Here is a 19,745-nt window from a genome sequence, read left to right on the forward strand (position 1 = left end):
TGATGGCAACTAAGAAAAATATAACTTCAAAAAATACTACCACTCCTGGAGATAATGAAAATTGTTGTGGTAACCATGACCATGGTCACGACCATGGGAATGCAACAAATGGGTTTAAGCAATATATTCCTGCAATAGGTAGTTTTATTTTATTGATGATTGGTATTGCATTAGATTATTTTAATGTGGTCTTCTTTAAGGGTTGGGTAAGAATAATATGGTATTCAGTTGCCTATATCCCTGTGGGATTCCCTGTGGTAAAGTTGGGATGGAATAATATTCTAAAAGGGAGTTTTTTTACAGAGTTTTTTTTAATGTCTATTGCAACTATTGGAGCTTTTGCCATTGGTGAATATCCAGAAGGGGTTGCCGTAATGCTCTTTTATGCGGTGGGAGAATTGTTTCAAGATGCAGCAGTTTCGCGTGCAAAAGGTAACATTCAAGCTTTGTTGGATGTTAGGCCAAAATCTGCTCATGTATTAAGAAATGGCAACTACGTAACCGTTGCTCCCGAAACTGTATTAGTGGGGGAGCGATTGCAAGTGCGTGTGGGAGAGAAAATTCCGTTGGATGGTAAATTGTTGTCTAATAGGGCTAGTTTGAATACTGCTGCTATTTCAGGAGAAAGTAAACCAGCATCAATTACCAAAGGAGAGAAAGTATTTGAAGGTAGTGTTAATCTAGATGGCGTAATTGAGGTAGAAACTACTAAAGAGTTTAAGGATAGTTCCATTGCCCGTATTCTAGACATGGTGCAAAATGCTACGGCAAGAAAGTCCAAAACGGAACTGTTCATTCGGAAATTTGCTAAAATTTATACGCCAATCGTTGTTTTCTTGGCTATAGGCCTAACCTTATTACCATTCTTTTTTGTTGAGGATTATGTATTTGAGGATTGGTTGTATCGTGCACTTATTTTCTTAGTGGTTTCTTGTCCTTGTGCATTGGTTATTTCAATTCCTCTTGGGTATTTTGGTGGGTTAGGTGCGGCCTCCCGCAATGGTATTCTATTTAAAGGTGCTTCCTTTTTAGATACTATGACAAAAATTAACACGGTAGCGATGGATAAAACAGGTACCGTTACAAAAGGTGTTTTTAAAATCAAGGACATAGTTGTCTCTGGCGGAGCTAAAGTAGAGGGCAGTGCGTCCTATAATAAGGACTTTATGGATTATCTCATGGCTATGGAATCCCAATCAACACACCCCATAGCAAAAGCCATTTTAGCCTATAAACAAGATGAAGCAGGGAATTATATAGCTACCAAGGTTTCAGAAATTGCGGGAAAGGGATTAAAAGGTACTGTTAATGGCAGAAATGTATTGGTAGGTAATAAAGCTTTAATGGAAGCTCACGGAATTACAATTCCTGAAGAAACGCGGGCCATTGTAGAAACTATGGTGATGGTAGGTATAGATGACAAGTTTTCTGGCTACGTTACTATTGCCGATGAACTTAAAGACGATGCCCATAGGGCTATAGAAGAAATAAAAAAAGCAGGTATTTCAAATATCATAATGCTTTCTGGAGATAAGGATTCAATTACTCAGGAAGTAGCAAAAGAACTTGAAATTAATAATGCCAAAGGCGGATTGTTGCCAGAAGAGAAACTGAATGAAGTGGAAAACTTAAAAAATATACCCGGTGCATTAGTAGCTTTTATTGGAGATGGTATCAATGATGCGCCCGTATTGGCCGCGAGTGATGTTGGTATTGCTATGGGTGGTTTGGGAAGTGATGTAGCCATAGAAACAGCGGATATAATTATTCAAACAGATCAACCTAGCAAGGTGGCACAGGCCATTGCCATTGGCAAATCAACACGTAAAATAGTATGGCAGAATATTGGCTTAGCATTTGGGGTTAAGGCAATTGTTCTATTTCTTGGTGCTATTGGAATTGCTACTATGTGGGAAGCTGTTTTTGCCGATGTTGGTGTAGCTATACTTGCTATTTTAAATGCAGTGCGTTTGCAGCATATGAAATGGGATTAATACTATAGCTAAAATTCCTTTAATGTACTGGTTTTCTCAGGCTAGAGCAAGATTGTTAAAATTGTTAAATTGCTGTTATTGAGTTCTGTGGGATGGTTTTTTTAATGCATTTTTATATTCCAAACAACCCATACCATGCATTTAAAACTTAACTCCACTTTTTTTACCCTGTTTTTGGCGTTACTGATTACAAACATAAATCTTGCCCAGGATGGTGAGATTGAAATTGTAGGAACTGTCGTTGAACAATCTAGTGGGCAACCAGTGGCTTTCGCTACAGTTTTAATAGGAGATAAAACCACACAAAAGGGAATTACAGGTACTACCACTTTAGATGACGGTACATTTAGTTTAAAGACTGTTGCTCAGAACTACTTTATTGAAATTAGTTTTATTGGCTTTGAGAAAAAAAGGTTCGACAATCTCGTGCCCGCAAACGGAGTTATTGATATGGGGCAAGTAAAATTGAATCAAGATGCTCAACAGCTTTCAGAAGTTGTTGTTGAAGGGGAAGTATCAAGAACACAATTCAAATTAGATAAGCGCGTATTTAATGTAGGCAAGGATATTAGTAGTACTGGGGCAAGTGCATTAGAGGTTTTGAATAATGTACCATCGGTAAATGTAAATATTGAAGGACAGATTAGCTTACGCGGAAGTCAAGGAGTACAAGTGTTAATAAATGGAAAACCTTCAATTCTTACCGGCGAGGGTGGAAATGCTTTGGGAACGATTACCTCAGATATGATAGAGAGGGTAGAGGTTATTACCAATCCTTCTGCTAAATATGATGCAGAGGGTACTTCGGGAATAATCAATATCGTCATAAAAAAAGAAGAGCGGGAAGGCTTTAACGGTTCTATAAGTCTAAACACAGGTTCACCGGACAATCATAGTTTTGGATTAAGTTTAAATCGCCGTACGGAACGCTTTAATCTATTTAGTCAGCTGGGCGCTGGTTATCGGGAATTACCTAACGATACGGAAAACATTAACCGAAACCTGATAGACGGTACGTCCATTTCTTCAATAGGAGAGGAGTTTAGAAATGAAGAGTTTTATAATATTATTCTTGGCACGGACTATTACATCAATGAAAACAATGTATTGACCCTTTCTGGGAATTTTGCCTATGAAATAGAAGATCAGCCTTCGCAAACCAATTATGAATCTAGAGATGCAGATAACCAATTAGTTTCCGAATGGGAACGTACAGAAACTACTGAAGCTACCAACCCTAAATATCAGTATGAGCTTCAATATAAAAGCGATTTTAAAGACCATGAAGATCATGACCTTTTATTTAGTGCATTGGGGAATTTTTTTGGTAAGGATCAATCTTCCGATTTTGACGACGTAACTATTTCTGGTGATGATAGTGATGCTAAACAACGAACCCGAACAGAGTTTAAGGAAGCTGAGTATACTTTTAAATTAGATTACACTCGTCCGTTCAATGAACAATGGACTATGGAGGTTGGTGGTCAATATGTAATGAACGATGTAAGCAATGATTACGAAGTTGATGATTTAGAAAATGACATTTTTGTCTCCAATGAAGGTTTGACCAATGTGTTTGAATATGACCAAAAGGTTTTAGCAGCTTATGGTACCGGAGCATACGAAGGTGAAAAATGGGGTGTTAAAGCTGGTGTTCGTATGGAAAATACAAACCTTAATACCTTATTGAAAAATACAGATCAGAAGAATGATCAGAAGTATACCAACCTCTTTCCAAGTGCCCATTCTTCGTATAAATTTAGTGATAGGGTTTCTATGCAGGCAGGATATTCGCGTAGAGTATATAGACCAGATTTGTGGGATTTGAATCCTTTCTTCAATATTAGAAATAACTTTAATATCCGCCAAGGTAATCCAGACTTACAACCAGAATATACAGATTCTTATGAGGTTACCAGTATTTATGTTTTGGGTAAAGCATCACTTAATTTTAGTGTTTATCACCGTTACACAACAGAGGTAATTGAATCTATTTATACCTATGAAGATGATGTTACCATTAGCAAACCAGAAAACATTGGCACGAACAAGGCCACGGGTATAGAGTTCAATGGAAAGTATAGCCCTTTAAAATGGTTTTCAATTACTAGTGATTTAAACTATAATAGATTTGTAAGGGAGGGGAGTTTAGATACGCAAGTATTTGATTTTAATGCGGATAGGTGGTCTGCTAAAGTGATGACTAAAATTAAACTACCTGCAGATATTGATTTTGAAGCTACCGGGAATTACCAAAGTAGTTATGAAACAGTACAAGGAAACACGAGCGATAACTTATTTTTAGATCTAGGTGCACGCAAGAAAATATTGAAAGGAAAAGGCGTAGTAAATTTTAGTGTGAGGGATTTATTTGCTTCGCGGGTAAATGAAACAGAAACTTTACAAGAAACTTTTTCAACTTACAGCCATAGACAACGTGGTAGGTTTATTACTTTTGGCTTCAGTTATGGTTTTGGAAAAGGCGAGGCCATGGAATACTCTGGTAGAAGAAGATAAACCAATTAATAAATAGTAAAAATAATGGGAAGAAAAACGGAAGAAAAAATGCGTACCTACCACAGATATCTAGGTTTTTTCTTAGCTGGTATAATGGCTATGTACGCAATTAGCGGTATAATTCTAATTTTCAGGGATACCGATTTTCTTAAGAGTGAAGTTGCGGCAGAGAAAACATTAAAACCCAACATAAAAGCTGATGATGTAGGAAAGGCTCTTAAAATCAAACATTTTGAGGTAGAAAAAGAAGAGGGAGGCATCATTTATTTTGAAGGTGGTTCTTATAATAGCAAAACTGGGGTTGCATCATATACAGAGAAAAAGCTGCCTTTCGTAATAGGTAAAATGACCAAAATACATAAGGCAACTTCTAGCCAGCCTTTGTTTTTTCTGAATATTTTCTTTGGAGCGTCACTGTTGTTCTTTGTAATATCTGCATTTTGGATGTTCAGGCCTAGTGCTCCTATATTTAAGAAAGGTCTTTATTTTGCTTTAGGCGGACTCGTGCTTACGCTTATTCTACTCTTTGTTTAACTAAGAATCTAGAAGACCTATTTTAATAGCATGCTTGGTTAGTCCGGCTAAATTTTTCACTTGTAATTTTGATATGAGATTTTTACGGTAACTTTCTATAGTGTGCTTGCTTAGAAAAAGTTCATCTGCAATTTCTTGCGTAGTATATTCATTGGCAATAAGTTTTAGCACTTGTTTTTCGCGGTCTGTAAGGTTTACCTCTTCTTGCTTTTTGTTCTCGAACATAGCATTGGTATAGGCGCGTTTTATTTCCTGCGAAAAATATTTTTCACCTTTAACTATAGTCCGCATAGCAGTTAAAAGTTCTTCTTTTTCGGCATTTTTGGGTACATAACCATCTACATTGTTTTGAATAAGTTTCTCGATCATACCTCCATCAATATGCATACTTACTACTAAGGTCTTTAGGTTAGGGTACTTTTCTTTTACCATACGGTTTAGCTCAATTCCGTCCATTTCTGGCATGCTGAGGTCGGTAATCAATAGGTGAAGCTCATTGGTTCCATTAATTTCAAGGTATTTGATGACTTGCGCTCCATTTTTGGCTGTAGTAGTTACTGAAAATTCAGGTGCGTCGCTCAAGATGCTCAGTAGACCATCAATGAACATTTTATGGTCATCTGCAATGATGAGATTATATTTCATGGGATGTTGTTTTTATGGGGATTTCTATGGAAATCACGGTACCCCTATTTTTTGATGAGTCGATGTGAAGTGAACCGTTTAATTGGTTGATTCTACTGCGTATGTTTTCAAAACCAATGCCTTCCTTAACTTCCGAAACATCAAATCCTTGTCCGTCGTCTTCAAAAAGAAGTGACAGCTCTTTATTAAGCAAACTAAGGTGTATGTCTACATTACTGGCCTCCGCGTGTTTAAGTGTATTGGTCATCAACTCTTGAACCACTTTATAAAGCTCCATTTGGACTTTTTCGTCCAACGCATTTATATCTACTTCTGGATGCGGATAAAAACCAATTTTTATTTTTCCGCTGCTTGAAATCGATTTTATGTATTCCCGAATCAAATCTGTAAAAGCATGTTGCTTAAATTTCTTTGGAATAAGCGTGTGAGATATATCCCGAACCAATTGGTAGGTTTCATCTAACTGGCCATTAATCTCTTTCCATTTATTAGAATCACTGGCCATAGTAGATACCTGCAGTTTTATTCCTGCTAGGTTTCCACCAATGCTATCATGTAATTCTTGGGCAATTCTTTTCCGTTCTTCGTCTTGCCCTTCAATAGCGGCTTTGATGAGGTTTAATTCTTGTTCTTGTTTTAGCGAGGTGACTTTTTGCTTGTTTATTTCTTCTTGCTTTTTGGTCAGTTCACTTTGTGTCTGTATTTTTTGATAGTAGACATAGAGTAGTGCAATTACAGGAATCAATATAATTAAGAAGCCAATGAGAAAAGCGTTTTTGATGGTTTTTTGTCTTTCAAGTTCAGCGGCTTTTTCTATTTGATCTTCCTCTAGGCTAGAAATTGCTTTCTCTTTCTGAAGGGTTTCGTATTGTATCTCAAGTTCTTTTATAATTTCGCGCTGCTGTTTGGTACTAATTTGGTTGTTCACACCAAAAAGTTGGGTCATTATGGCGTAAGCATTTTTATAGTCTTCTAGCTTAGAAAAACTTTGGGCTTGTACAAGTAATGCTTCTCTTTGAAACTGCAAATTTTCACGGTTTATAGCGTTAATGTAGGCAACGCTTAATGCTATATTGGCGGTTTCATACATTTCTTCCTTATAATACAGTCTGCCTAATAGTAGGGAACCTTCAAAATAAATGGCGGTAAAACTATTGGAAAGCGCTTCATTTCGAACAGATTCATAACCTTCAAATGCTTTCTCATAGTCTGCTTGTGCCTCCGCAAGTTTGGCGATTTCTAATTTTACAGTCAGTTCTTTTTCTAAATCTTTGAAGTCTGTGGCCATGCGTAACCCTTCATCAAATTCTTTCTTAGCGCGTACGTAGGCCTGCTTCCTAAGATAAGCGTTGCCCAATAAAATACGAGCTTGTATGGTCTGTTCAGGAAACTCAGTACCAAAATTAGTTATTGCTTTGGTGAGCATAGCAATGGCTTTATCTGCTTCTGATTTTAAAATATAATTATGGGCAAGACCTATTTTATTCTTGTATTGATATTCATTTGAATTTGCCGCTTCTGCATCTTGCAAGCCTTTAATGTGCCATTCAATAGATTTATCTAGAAGCCCATTAAAATGACTTCCTATACCCAAAAAGTAATGGGCTTTGGCATAATGTAAGTTCTTGGAGGCATCCGATTTTTCCCAGTTACCCAGTTCTTTTACGTAAAGGTTGCCATAATGTAAAATAGAATCTGTATTTCCTTTTTTGATATGCTGTTCTGCCAATTGCTCAAAAACAGAAAACCGCTGACTTCCATAATCTGCATTTTTCAATGCTTCGTAGTAGGGAGATAACGAGTCTTCCCTTGTGTTAGGAATCGTAGAAAAGGTAACCCGTTGCGGACGGTCTGTATTTGCCGAATCTTTGCTTGCTTCTTGAGCATATAGATTAGAAAAGCAGAGCAAAATTGCTAAGCTGCAAAGCTTGTATAAGCCCAGTACAGGAGTAATATAAAATTTATATTTTGTTTTCAGTAGTATGGTTTTATCCTGGTAAGTAGATTCGTTTTAAATCGTTTCCTTCCAATTCAACAACTTTTTGTTCTATATATTTTATGAGCTTGGGACAATCCGTCTGGTAATCATCGCAAATTACGGTTTTTGACTTCTCATTAGTAGTTAGCGTCACTATAAGTTGGCTGGTACAGGATGTTTCTGAGCCATAATGTGTCTCAAGGTTCCAAAAACCATTAGCCTCTATTTTTTTGAAAAATCCTAAAGTCTGCAAACTGTCTAAAAAAGACTGACTGTTCTTGTTATAAGTAGTGGTTTCAAAATTAGAAGATATGCCGGGTATGTGCGAGATTTTGTTTTTGGTAATTTTAAATGAATCAAAATGAAAAGCACCTCTCTGCACCAATAATGAATATCTTTTGGTTTCTTCTGAATGGGGTAGTTTTTTGTCTTTGCCCGGTTTATTTTTGGAATAGATGGCCAGAGCTAGACAGACAAGAAGTAGTTTTGGATAAATGTATTTCATTGTTCAGATTCTTTGTTGGTACAAATGTCATGTTTTGTACCACTGTAAAATATACCTAGAACAGTGAAAAGTTACCCCCTGAAAAAGGGGGTATGTGAATTTTAAACTTTACTGATTTCCTTTTCTTCTAGAATAGAAGAGATGATTATTTTGGCGTGTATTCTAGAGTTTTCTATGAACCACTTATGGGTTTCCATACCACCGCAGATAACGCCTGCCAAGTAAATACCAGCTACATTGGTTTCCATGGTTTCAGGATTATATTGAGGTAGTTTTTTTTCGTCATTAGAAAGCTCAACACCCATATTCGTCAAGAATTCAAAATTGGGCATATAACCGGTTAATGCTAAAACAAAGTCGTTTTCTAATGAGACGTTACCTTCTGGCGTTTCAATTATGATTCCGCTTTGGCGTACTTCTTTCAATTTTGAATTATAATACACCTTAATACTACCTTCTTCAATGCGGTTTATAATATCAGGTCTTACCCAATATTTTACGCGTGGTCCTACTTCATGGCCTCTTATGATTAACGTAACTTCCGCACCTTTGCGATAGCATTCAAGAGCGGCATCAATAGCTGAATTACTAGCACCTACTACGGCTAGTTTTTGATTAGCATAAAAATGTGGGTCATTATAGTAATGGGCAATCTTAGGTAAATCTTCCCCAGGGATGTTTAGTTTATTGGGTAAATCATAAAACCCAGTGGATACGATTACCTTATCTGCTGTATAGTTGCTTTTTTCAGAAACGATTGAAAACCCATTCTCAACCTTTTCAACTTTTTTTACCTTTTCAAAAAGTTTAATATTTAGCTTGTTAGAAGTAACGATTCTTCGGTAATATTCTAAAGCTTCGTTTCTTTTGGGTTTTGCTTCTGTACTTATAAAGGGAATATCATCTATTTCCAATTTTTCCGAAGAAGAAAAAAACTGCATGTTTTGCGGGTAGTTGAACAACGAGTTTACTATAGGTCCTTTTTCAAGAATTACGTAGCTCAAACCCTTTTTCTGGGCCTCAAGCCCACATGCTATTCCTATTGGTCCTCCTCCTATAATTACAATTCGAAAATGCTCCATCTATCTGTAGATTTTTTAAGTTCCTGAATTGTTTTTGTTGGATCGTCGGTCTTAAAAATAAAGCTGCCGGCCACAAGAACATCTGCGCCTGCTTTTATAAGTGCTTTGGCATTTTTAGAATTTACACCACCATCAACCTCTATTAAAGCAGAAGAGTCAGACTCTTTAATAAGTTCTTTAATGTTGTGAACCTTTTCATACGTATTTTCTATAAAACTTTGCCCTCCAAATCCAGGATTGACACTCATAATAAGTACAAGGTCCAAATCTTTGATGACATTTTTAAGCAAGTTCACATTAGTATGAGGATTCAAAGCCACACCAGCTTTCATGCCTTCTGCCTTTATGGCCTGAATGGTTCTGTGCAAATGAGGGCAGGTTTCGTAATGAACCGTAAGGTATGTTGCGCCTAACTCCGCAAAAGTTTTAATATAGCGGTCAGGGTCAACAATCATCAAATGCACATCTAAAGGCTTTGTTGCATGCTGGGCAATAGTCTTAACCACAGGCATTCCATAGGATATGTTTGGAACAAAAACACCGTCCATTATATCAATATGGTGCCAATCTGCATCACTATTATTTACCATTTCTATATCACGCTGCAAGTTGCCAAAGTCGGCTGCCAGAAGAGAAGGTGCAATTTTTGTTTTGCTCATTTTGTTTGTGTTAAATAGAATTTATACAAAAGTAATGAATTGTGATTTTACGGGATAACCAATAGCAGCTAAAGACCGGCCAATGTTGCTGCAGTATTAGTTATTCTGAAGAAGCGATTCAATTTCGTTTAAATAGCTTTCTTTTTTCTCGTCGGATAACCAACTCGCTTTAAATCCGTTTTTGGCCAATTCGGCAATTTGCGTTTTAGAAAGGTTTAAAGCCTTGGCTATACCCCCAAAATTTTCATTCATATAACCCCCAAAATAGGCAGGGTCATCAGAGTTGATGGTGACTAGTAAATTGTATTCCATCATTTTAACCAAAGGATATTCTTTTAAATCTTTAATTACCTTAAGCTCAAGATTGGATAAAGGGCACAGGGTAAGAGGCATCTGCTCTTCTGCTAACCGCTTTATCAATTTAGAATCATCAAGACAACGGTTGCCATGATCTATTCGTGTAACCTTGAGTAAATCTAGAGCTTCCCAAATATATTCTGAAGGACCTTCTTCGCCTGCATGGGCAACGGTCAGAAAACCTTCTTCTAAGGCTTTTTGGAATACGTTCTTGAATTTTGATGGAGGATTACCTAGTTCTGAAGAATCAAGCCCTACGGCCACAATCTTGTCTTTATAAGGCAAAGCCTGTTCTAATGTTTTAAAGGCTGATGCTTCATCTAAATGTCTCAAAAAACTCATAATGAGTTTAAAACTAATACCTAGTTGCTTTTCTCCATCTTCTAACGCTTTATAAATTCCGTTTAATACATATTCAAAGGGAACGTTACGATCTGTATGGGTTTGAGGGTCAAAGAATATCTCTACATGTTTTACATTTTGCTCATGAACCTTTGTTAAATAAGCCCACGTAAGGTCGTAAAAATCCTGTTCTTTAATTAGCACCGATGCTCCGGCATAGTAAATATCCAGAAACTCTTGAAGGTTATTGAAACTGTAGGCTCTTTTTAGTTCGTCAACATCCGCATATGGGATAGTAAGGTTGTTTCGTTTTGCAATCTTAAACATGAGCTCAGGCTCAAAAGTACCTTCAATATGTAAATGGAGTTCGGTTTTGGGTAAATCCTGAATAAAGGCTTGGATTGAAGTGTCTTTCATAAAGCAATTGCATTTTGTTTTTGGAAATGAGGGATTTACCACTCAATTTAAGTGTTTTTTTATAAAGGTTTCAGGTTTTAACAATTTACCAAGTGGAGAATTATGTACCAGTAACCCATTGAACGGCCTACTTTCTATTGTATGTGTTGTAGGCCTTCATAGACCGCAATACCGACTGCGTTAGCCAAGTTTAAACTCCGCACGTGTTCACTATACAATGGAATTTTATACAAATCATTTTTATAGGAAGAGAGTAGGGAAGAAGGTAATCCAACCGATTCTTTACCAAAAACCAGAAATTGCCCGTCTTTAAAGGGTATGGACCAATGGTTTTTTGTGCCATGGCTAGAAAAGAACACCAAATTCCTGTTGCCATGTTGCGATAAAAAGTCTTCAAGACTCTCATAAATACGCAAATCAAGGTGTTGCCAATAATCAAGACCGGCCCGCTTTACGCGTTTGTCATCTAATTCAAAACCAAATGGCTTTATAAGATGAAGCGTAGAACCTGACGCAAGTGCCAACCTGCCAATATTTCCGGTGTTATTAGGTATTTCTGGTTCTACAAGTACAATGTTAAAGGGCATACAATTATCTATTTATGAAAAGACCTTAAATATAACTGTTCTACTTTGGTTCTTGCCCATGGCGTACGTCTTAAAAATTTAAGCGATGACTTCACCGTGGGATTACTTTTAAAGCAATTGATGTTTATGCGGTCTGCCAATTCTTCCCAAGTGTATTTTTCCGTTAGTTTTTCTAAAATGTCAACTAACTTAACCCCATGTAGTGGGTTGTTAGGTTGGCCCTCGGGTATTTGATTGTCAGATTCCATAAGATGTTTCTTAGTTTAAAACCACGTTTTTTGAAAGTGATGATTTATTTAAAAATAGATTCTTTTTGTTGACTTCTAAAATATTTTAAATGAAAAAACTCCGGTAATCAGCCGGAGTTTATTCATCAATCAAAAAACGAACAGTCATGATAAACTGTTGTTGCTTTTAAAATTACAATATATATGCCAAATTTCCAATTTAAGGAATATTTAACGTGTAACTTTTTAGATTTTTTAACCTAAATAGGTTTTAAGAATCTTACTTCTAGAAGTATGTTTCAATCTTCTAATAGCTTTTTCCTTAATCTGGCGAACTCTCTCTCTAGTAAGTTCAAAAGTTTCACCAATTTCTTCAAGAGTCATTGAATGTTGTCCGGCAAGGCCAAAGTAAAGACGAATAACATCTGCTTCTCTAGGCGTTAAAGTCTCTAAAGCGCGCTCAATTTCTGTACGCAAAGATTCGTGTAATAATTCTTTGTCCGGGTTTGGAGATTCACCACTACGAAGTACATCATAAAGGTTAGAATCTTCACCAGCGATCAAAGGAGCATCCATAGATACATGGCGGCCAGAGTTCTTAAGCGATTGCTTTACGTCCTCAACAGTCATATCCAACTCTTTTGCAATTTCTTCAGGAGAAGGCATACGTTCGTGCGCCTGCTCAAGAAAAGCAAAGGTTTTATTAATTTTGTTGATTGAACCAATTTTGTTCAATGGCAAACGTACAATACGAGACTGTTCTGCCAAAGCTTGCAAAATAGATTGACGAATCCACCAAACAGCATAAGAAATAAACTTAAATCCTCTTGTTTCGTCAAAACGTTGTGCGGCCTTAATAAGGCCAAGGTTACCCTCGTTAATTAAATCGGGTAAAGTAAGTCCCTGGTTTTGGTACTGCTTGGCAACTGATACAACGAATCGAAGATTGGCCTTTGTGAGTTTTTCAAGAGCGATCTGGTCGCCTGCCTTGATACGTTGTGCCAATTCTACTTCTTCATCTGCCGTAATCAAGTCTACTTTGCCTATTTCTTGCAAGTACTTGTCCAAAGATGCGGTCTCCCTGTTGGTGACCTGTTTTGTAATTTTAAGCTGTCTCATGTAAATAAATTAGGTTCAGTTTGCATAGACTGCATATACTTATACGCAAAAAAGCCAGAAATGTTACAAACGGACGTAAAAAACTTCACTTTTTAGATGAGTCGCACAAAAAAGCCTCAACTTAACAAGTTGAGGCTTTAAATATGTGTTAAAATTAGAGGTCTTAGTCTCTAGGTTTACGATCACGGTTATCTCTGCTACCGCCTCGTCTGTCATCTCTACCACGACCACGATCTTTATCATTACGTGGTGGTCTTTCTACAAAACCTTCTGGTTTTGGTAATAAAGCTTTTCTAGAAACTTTTTCTTTACGAGTTCTAGGGTCAGTACCTAAATATTTCACATCAAAAACATCTCCCATGTTTACAACATCGGTAACATTTTCAGTTCTTTCCCATGCTAATTCCGATACGTGTAACAATACTTCGTTGCCTGGAGCATCTTGATATTCTACAACAGCACCAAAATCTAACATTTTAATGACTTTAACTTCGTAAGCGCTTCCTACTTCAGGTTTAAATAGAATAGAATCTATTTTTGCCATAACAGCATCAATACCTTTACTACCTACACCTAAAATTTCTACGATACCTTCTTCAGTAACTGGGTCTTCGTTAATAACGATAGTAGTCTCAGTTTCTTTTTGCATCTCTTGAATTACTTTACCACCTGGTCCAATTAAAGCACCAATGAATTCGTTAGGAACTCTACGCGTAACCATTGTAGGCGCGTGTTCTTTAACTTCGGCATTTGGTGTAGCAATCGTATCAGTAAGTTTACCTAAGATATGTAAACGACCCTCACGGGCTTGTTTTAAAGCATTTACAAGAATTTCGTAAGACAATCCTTTTACTTTAATATCCATTTGGCAAGCCGTAATACCATCTGCAGTACCAGTAACTTTAAAATCCATATCTCCTAAGTGATCTTCATCACCTAAAATATCAGATAATACAGCATACTTTCCAGACTCAGCATCAGAAATTAATCCCATTGCAATACCAGAAACTGGTTTTTTCATTTGCACACCGGCATCCATCATAGCCATTGTACCGGCACAAACTGTTGCCATAGAAGAAGAACCGTTAGATTCTAATACTTCAGATACAACACGAACAGTATAAGGACAATCCGCAGGGATCATTCCTTTTAATGCACGTTGCGCCAAGTTACCGTGACCAACTTCTCTACGAGATGTTCCACGAATTGGTCTAGCTTCACCTGTACAAAAAGGAGGGAAGTTATAATGTAAATAGAAGTTCTCTTCGCCTTCATAAGATGGCATATCTATTTTATTAGCATCTCTAGAAGTTCCTAAGGTAACTGTAGCTAATGCTTGAGTTTCTCCACGTGTAAAAATTGCAGAACCGTGTGTTGATGGTAAATAATCAACCTCACACCAAATTGGTCTGATTTCGTCAGTTTTTCTACCGTCTAAACGTAAACCTTCGTTTAATGTTAGATCTCTAACAGCTGCTTTTTCTGCTTGTCTGTAGTATCCACCAACAAGATGTCCAAATTCTTCCATCTCTTCTTCAGTAAAAGAAGCCTTAACTTCTTCTTTTACTTCAGCAAATGCATTACTACGTTCTGCTTTAGAAGTTCCCTTCTTGGCAATGGCATAACATTTATCGTAAGTTAAATCGTGGATTCTTTTTTCTAAATCTTCGTTAACTTCAGCAGTTTCATATTCACGTACTTCTTTTTTGCCAAAAGCTTCTGCTAAACGTAATTGAGCAGCAATTTGTACTTTTATAGCTTCATGAGCAAATTTGATAGCATCAGCCATTTCCTCTTCAGAAATCTCATCCATTTCGCCTTCAACCATCATTACAGAATCAGCTGAAGCTCCAATCATCATTTCAATATCGGATTCAGCTAATTGAGCACGTGTAGGGTTAATTACAAATTTACCATTAACACGACCAACTCTAGCTTCGGAGATAGCACATTCAAATGGGAAATCAGATAATTGAATAGCAGCACTCGCCGCTAAACCGGCCATAGCTTCAGGCATAACATCATCATCATGAGACATTAACTGAATCATTACTTGTGTTTCTGCTTGATAATCTTTTGGGAAAAGAGGACGTAATACACGATCCACTAAACGCATAGTCAATACTTCACCGTCACTTGGTCTTGCTTCTCTTTTAAAGAAACCGCCTGGGTAACGTCCTGCCGCAGCAAATTTTTCTCTGTAATCTACTGTTAAGGGTAGAAAACCAAGATTTTTTTGTTCGTAATTGGAAACTACTGTACACAATAGCATACATTTTCCAGATTGTACAACAACAGAGCCATGAGCTTGTTTTGCCAATTTTCCGGTTTCGATAGAAATTTCTCTACCATCACCTAGGTCTATGACCTCTCTAAATACTTTTGGAATCATAAAATTGATTTGTATCCGCTAACGGGCGGACTGTTAAACAATGGTCGTCTGGTTGTTGAGGCCAGAAGGTTGTGTTGTTGTGTGTGCTGATAGCACTTGACCAATGAAAAACTGTGTGCAGCTTTTAGTTTTGCCTTAAAACAATAAGGACTTTATATAAAATAGGGGCTGAAAATTTTCAGCCCCTAGGAATATTACTTTCTAATACCTAACTCTACAATAAGCTCACGATATTTAACAATATCATTCTTTATCATATAATCAAGTAAGCTTCTTCTTTTACCTACCAGCTTTACTAAAGAACGTTCAGTATTAAAGTCTTTGTGATTTTTCTTCAAGTGACCAGTCAAGTGATTGATACGGTGTGTAAACAATGCAATCTGACCTTCAGTAGAACCAGTGTTCTCTGCTTTTCCGCCGTATTTCGTAAAGATTTCGGCTTTTACTTCTTTCGTTAAATACATTCCAATATTATTTTAAATGATTTTTATGTATATATGATTGATTTTCAATCAAGCGGCAAAGATACAATTAATGCGCTAAAAACAATTGATTTGGGGAATAAAATACATTAACAGCTTTTAACGATTAGAAAAATTTAGCATTAGAGAAAAAACTGATTAATGGTAATATGCGTATATCTTATAAGTATTAACTACAATCTTAAAAAGAGAACATAGAACCCAGACTTAAGATTGCCCTAAATTAAAGGATTATGAATTTGAAATTTTTGACATTACTTTTTTTGACATTTACTTTTGTTGCTTGTGAGGATGATGAAACAAACGAGCCAGAGACTATAGATACCAATCCAGATGTGGTAGGTATGAATTATGTAAAAAGTACACAATCTTTTGACGATACCTATACTGTATTGACGGCCAGTTTAGAAGCTAATGAAAATATTAAAATTGTTGCCGAGGTAGATCATGAGGCTAATGCGGCTTCTGTTGATTTGGAGTTGAGCCCGACTAAAATAATTTTCTTTGGTAATCCTAATTTGGGCACACCGCTAATGCAAGTAAATCAGCAAGCTGGTTTAGATTTGCCGCAACGTATTTTGGTCTATCAAAATGATAGTAGTGAGGTTTTTGTAGGATATAATTCTACCGTTTATTTAGCCAACAGACATACGCTTGGAGATGTAGCCACCTTGCCAACGATTGCAACGGCTTTGAAAAGCTTAAGTGAAAATGCGGCCGTTGCAGATGTAACCGAACAGCCTAGTGACGTAGTTGCTAATTACAATGTAACTACCATTTTAAGCGATCAAACATTTGATGCTACTTATGATGATATAAGGAGTGTAATTGATGGTAACGAAAACCTCACAATTGTAGCTGAGTTAGACCATCAAGCAAATGCTGCTAATGTAGGGTTAGAATTACTTCCTACTAAAGTGATTATTTTTGGTAATCCAAATCTGGGAACAACGCTGATGCAAAAGAGCCAAACTTCAGCTCTTGATTTACCGCAAAAAATATTGGTGTATGAAAATGCTGAAGGTGAGGTTAAAATAGCTTTTAATAACCCTGAGTTATTTGTATCAAGGCATGCTGTTATAGATAGTGATGCAACTTTGGAAATTGTTTTAACAGTCTTGCAAGGTCTTGCCGATACTGCTTCAGAGGAGTAGATATAAGCTGTTAAAAATAAATTGAGCTTCGCTAGAAATAGTGAGGCTTTTTTTTTGATGAAATATATGGAGAGTTTACTTTCTGTTACAATGTTATGACTCGTAAGAAGTGCTTCTTTATTGGGGTCAAAAGAGATTTCTTATGAAATTCGTTTTTAAAAATCACATCCTGAAGGAAGTGGTTCTACTTTTTCTAACTCTTTGGCAAATTCCACGTCTAGTTGAGTTGCCATAAAACCATTTTCCACCGAACCTTTTTGAACCTCAGAGGCGTAGCCTAAGGAGTTTATATGTACGCGAATATATACTTGGGCGTTTTTTTCTAATGGAATGCTTGTTCCCGAACGGGAGAAGGGTTGTTCGTCTACGTGGCTATGGGTTAGTATTCTTCGGTAAATGAGATTTCCTTTCAAATCAATTACTTCCCACCAGTCTGCATATTGATCGCAGCCCGTATCTGGGCTTTGAACAGTGGTGTTAAAGGTATATGAATTCTCTTTTCCTGAAATGGTAACTCCAATAACTCCTGCCTTATCAGATAAAAAGCTTGCCGCGTCAGATTCTGCGGCAAGCATTTTTTCCTTATCAGTTGAACAACATAAAAACCAAAATGAAATTAGTGCAATAACTAATGGTTTCATGCTGAAGCCTTTTCAGTCCTTACTGGAATGTTCTGAATTAAATCAATATAAAGATTGATTTTCTTTTTTAAGTCTCTTCTGTGCGAGATAAAATCTAGAAAACCATGTTCCATTACAAATTCTGCTGTTTGGAAACCATCAGGAAGTTCTTTTCCCGTAGCTTCTTTTACAACTCTTGGTCCTGCAAAACCTATTAATGCACCAGGTTCTGATATGTTAATATCCCCTAGCATTGCATAAGACGCCGTAGTACCTCCTGTAGTAGGATCGGTACAAAGTGATATGTATGGAAGTTTTGCTTCTGCCAATTGAGCTAACTTAGCCGATGTTTTGGCCAGTTGCATTAAAGACAGGGCAGCTTCCATCATACGCGCACCACCAGATTTTGATATCATTACGAACGGAACTTTTCTTTTTATAGCATAATCTATGGCGCGTGCAATTTTTTCTCCTACAACGCTACCCATTGATCCGCCAATAAAATTAAAATCCATACATGCTATAACGACATCTTTATCCAAGGACTTTCCAAAACCGGTTCTCACAGCATCATTGAGTCCTGTTTTCTTCTGAGCGGCCTTTAAGCGGTCAGAATATTTTTTGGTATCCTCGAACTTTAAGGGGTCTTTTGATGTCAACTTAGCATCCAGTTCCCTGAATTTGTTATTATCAAAAAGTATTTCAAAATACTCTTTACTACCTACCCGAACGTGATAATCGTCTTCTGGGCTTACATAATAGTTTTTGGCAAGTACTTCTGATTCAACGATTTTTCCCGTTGGAGATTTGTACCACAACCCTTTTGGCGTGTCTTTTTTCTCTTCGGTAGCCGTTTGTATTCCCTTTTCTTTTCTTCTGAACCAAGCCGTCATATCTTCCATATTAGTTTTAGGGATGTATAGTACCTATTATATTATAAGGTATTTACATTATTTAAATCTTCGAAAGCTTTTTTCAAACGCTCTACAAAAGTATTTTCTCCTGCACGTAACCAAACTCTTGGATCGTAGAATTTTTTGTTAGGTTCATCAGCACCTTTTGGGTTACCAATTTGGGTTTGAAGGTAGTCTTTGTTGTCTTGAACATAATCACGAACACCAGCTAAAAATGCGTACTGTAAATCAGTGTCAATATTCATTTTAATAACTCCGTAGCTAATGCCTTCTCTGATTTCTTCAACTGTAGAGCCTGAACCTCCGTGAAAAACAAAATCGATATGATTGTGCTCTACATTGTATTTTTTAGAAATATATTCTTGAGAATTTTTTAAGATTTTTGGAGTCAACTTTACGTTACCTGGCTTATATACACCATGAACATTACCAAAAGCAGCTGCAATTGTAAATCTTGGGCTTACTTTTGAAAGTTCTTCATAAGCGTAAGCTACTTCTTCTGGTTGTGTGTATAATTTAGAATCGTCAACATCAGAGTTGTCAACGCCATCTTCTTCACCACCTGTAATACCAAGTTCGATCTCTAACGTCATGTTCATTTTGCTCATGCGCTCCAAGTAACCTTTACAGATTTCGATGTTTTCTTCAAGAGGCTCTTCCGAAAGATCGATCATGTGTGAGCTGTAAAGAGGTTTTCCAGTCTCGGCAAAATGCTTTTCACTAGCATCTAATAGTCCGTCTATCCAAGGCAATAATTTTTTAGCACAGTGGTCTGTATGAAGAATTACAGTAGCACCATAAGCTTCTGCTAATTGGTGTACATGTTTTGCACCTGCTACGGCACCAAGAACAGCTGCTTTTTGACCATCGTTAGATAGACCTTTACCAGCGTTAAACTGAGCACCGCCATTAGAAAATTGAATAATTACAGGAGCATTTAAGCTTGCTGCTGTTTCTAGGACACCGTTAATTGTGTCAGAACCAATAACGTTTACTGCTGGAAGAGCGAACCCCTTTTCTTTAGCATAGTTAAAGATTGCTTGTACTTCGTCACCTGTTGCGACACCTGGTTTTATACTGTGAGCCATAATGTTTGTGGTCTAAATTATATGTGAAAAATCAATAGAACAAATGTAATAAAATAAATAGGTCTAAAAAGATTGGTGTTTATAAGTTTATGAAGTTTGTGGCTTAATATTGTTATAAAACGGGTGTTTTAG

At 36.8% G+C, this 19,745-nt stretch carries 18 protein-coding genes; 4 read left to right on the plus strand and 14 right to left on the minus strand.

Going from position 1 to position 19,745, the window contains the following annotated elements; all coding sequences use genetic code 11:
* Positions 1-2: 2 nt before the first annotated feature.
* The 3 genes from IWB64_RS10335 to IWB64_RS10345 all read left to right on the plus strand — a co-directional run bounded on the left by IWB64_RS10335 (position 3) and on the right by IWB64_RS10345 (position 5,045).
* On the plus strand, positions 3-1,994 hold the full coding sequence (locus tag IWB64_RS10335) for a heavy metal translocating P-type ATPase (protein ID WP_194533929.1): 1,992 nt from the start codon (positions 3-5) through the stop codon (positions 1,992-1,994).
* Positions 1,995-2,129: 135 nt separating this feature from the next.
* Positions 2,130-4,511, plus strand: a complete 2,382-nt coding sequence (locus IWB64_RS10340) for an outer membrane beta-barrel family protein (protein WP_194533930.1) — start codon at positions 2,130-2,132, stop codon at positions 4,509-4,511.
* A gap of 24 nt (positions 4,512-4,535) precedes the next feature.
* Positions 4,536-5,045 carry a hypothetical protein gene (locus IWB64_RS10345; protein WP_194533931.1) on the plus strand — a complete coding sequence of 170 codons (510 nt, stop codon included), beginning with the start codon at positions 4,536-4,538 and terminating at the stop codon, positions 5,043-5,045.
* On the opposite strand, the gene IWB64_RS10350 is transcribed toward IWB64_RS10345, so the two are convergent.
* From IWB64_RS10350 to rpsO, 11 genes are all read right to left on the minus strand, one after another.
* Positions 5,046-5,690 (minus strand): response regulator, encoded by a 645-nt coding sequence (locus tag IWB64_RS10350; RefSeq protein ID WP_194533932.1) that lies wholly within the window; start codon positions 5,688-5,690, stop codon positions 5,046-5,048.
* Positions 5,680-7,599: a tetratricopeptide repeat-containing sensor histidine kinase gene (locus IWB64_RS10355; RefSeq protein ID WP_226975855.1), complete on the minus strand. Its 1,920-nt coding sequence runs from the start codon at positions 7,597-7,599 to the stop codon at positions 5,680-5,682. Before IWB64_RS10355 ends, IWB64_RS10350 begins: the two co-directional genes overlap by 11 nt.
* Positions 7,600-7,678: 79 nt before the next feature.
* Entirely contained in the window at positions 7,679-8,173 is a 495-nt protein-coding gene (locus IWB64_RS10360; RefSeq protein ID WP_194533933.1) for a hypothetical protein, read from the minus strand.
* Between the two features lie 101 nt (positions 8,174-8,274).
* Positions 8,275-9,255 (minus strand): YpdA family putative bacillithiol disulfide reductase, encoded by a 981-nt coding sequence (locus IWB64_RS10365; RefSeq protein ID WP_194533934.1) that lies wholly within the window; start codon positions 9,253-9,255, stop codon positions 8,275-8,277.
* Positions 9,234-9,914 (minus strand): ribulose-phosphate 3-epimerase, encoded by a 681-nt coding sequence (rpe, locus tag IWB64_RS10370; RefSeq protein ID WP_194533935.1) that lies wholly within the window; start codon positions 9,912-9,914, stop codon positions 9,234-9,236. The genes IWB64_RS10365 and rpe overlap by 22 nt, the downstream gene beginning before the upstream one ends.
* A gap of 96 nt (positions 9,915-10,010) precedes the next feature.
* Positions 10,011-11,030, minus strand: a complete 1,020-nt coding sequence (locus tag IWB64_RS10375; RefSeq protein ID WP_194533936.1) for an adenosine deaminase — start codon at positions 11,028-11,030, stop codon at positions 10,011-10,013.
* 134 nt (positions 11,031-11,164) lie between these two features.
* On the minus strand, positions 11,165-11,617 hold the full coding sequence (locus IWB64_RS10380; protein ID WP_194533937.1) for a tRNA (cytidine(34)-2'-O)-methyltransferase: 453 nt from the start codon (positions 11,615-11,617) through the stop codon (positions 11,165-11,167).
* An 8-nt stretch (positions 11,618-11,625) separates the two neighbouring features.
* Positions 11,626-11,865 carry a VF530 family protein gene (locus IWB64_RS10385; RefSeq protein ID WP_194533938.1) on the minus strand — a complete coding sequence of 80 codons (240 nt, stop codon included), beginning with the start codon at positions 11,863-11,865 and terminating at the stop codon, positions 11,626-11,628.
* Positions 11,866-12,099: 234 nt separating this feature from the next.
* Complete coding sequence (locus IWB64_RS10390) at positions 12,100-12,963, minus strand: sigma-70 family RNA polymerase sigma factor (protein WP_155597623.1); 864 nt, start codon at positions 12,961-12,963, stop codon at positions 12,100-12,102.
* 163 nt (positions 12,964-13,126) lie between these two features.
* The gene (locus tag IWB64_RS10395; protein WP_194533939.1) at positions 13,127-15,355 is read right to left on the minus strand and encodes a polyribonucleotide nucleotidyltransferase; all 2,229 of its coding nucleotides are present in this window, start codon (positions 15,353-15,355) and stop codon (positions 13,127-13,129) included.
* A gap of 194 nt (positions 15,356-15,549) precedes the next feature.
* Positions 15,550-15,819: a 30S ribosomal protein S15 gene (rpsO, locus tag IWB64_RS10400; RefSeq protein WP_194533940.1), complete on the minus strand. Its 270-nt coding sequence runs from the start codon at positions 15,817-15,819 to the stop codon at positions 15,550-15,552.
* 251 nt (positions 15,820-16,070) lie between these two features.
* Between rpsO and IWB64_RS10405 the strand changes: the two genes are divergently transcribed.
* Positions 16,071-16,991, plus strand: coding sequence for a DUF302 domain-containing protein (locus IWB64_RS10405; RefSeq protein ID WP_226975856.1), 921 nt, complete (start codon positions 16,071-16,073; stop codon positions 16,989-16,991).
* Between the two features lie 155 nt (positions 16,992-17,146).
* On the opposite strand, the gene IWB64_RS10410 is transcribed toward IWB64_RS10405, so the two are convergent.
* Genes IWB64_RS10410 through fbaA form a run of 3 tightly spaced genes read right to left on the minus strand, consistent with a single transcriptional unit; the run spans position 17,147 to position 19,613 of the window.
* Positions 17,147-17,632: a hypothetical protein gene (locus IWB64_RS10410; RefSeq protein WP_194533941.1), complete on the minus strand. Its 486-nt coding sequence runs from the start codon at positions 17,630-17,632 to the stop codon at positions 17,147-17,149.
* The gene (gene accD / locus IWB64_RS10415) at positions 17,629-18,504 is read right to left on the minus strand and encodes an acetyl-CoA carboxylase, carboxyltransferase subunit beta (protein ID WP_155597803.1); all 876 of its coding nucleotides are present in this window, start codon (positions 18,502-18,504) and stop codon (positions 17,629-17,631) included. Before accD ends, IWB64_RS10410 begins: the two co-directional genes overlap by 4 nt.
* A 41-nt stretch (positions 18,505-18,545) precedes the next feature.
* Positions 18,546-19,613 (minus strand): class II fructose-bisphosphate aldolase, encoded by a 1,068-nt coding sequence (gene fbaA, locus IWB64_RS10420; protein ID WP_194533942.1) that lies wholly within the window; start codon positions 19,611-19,613, stop codon positions 18,546-18,548.
* Positions 19,614-19,745 lie beyond the last annotated feature (132 nt).

Origin of the sequence: Zobellia nedashkovskayae (assembly GCF_015330125.1) — a bacterium.
Lineage (GTDB): Bacteria > Bacteroidota > Bacteroidia > Flavobacteriales > Flavobacteriaceae > Zobellia > Zobellia nedashkovskayae.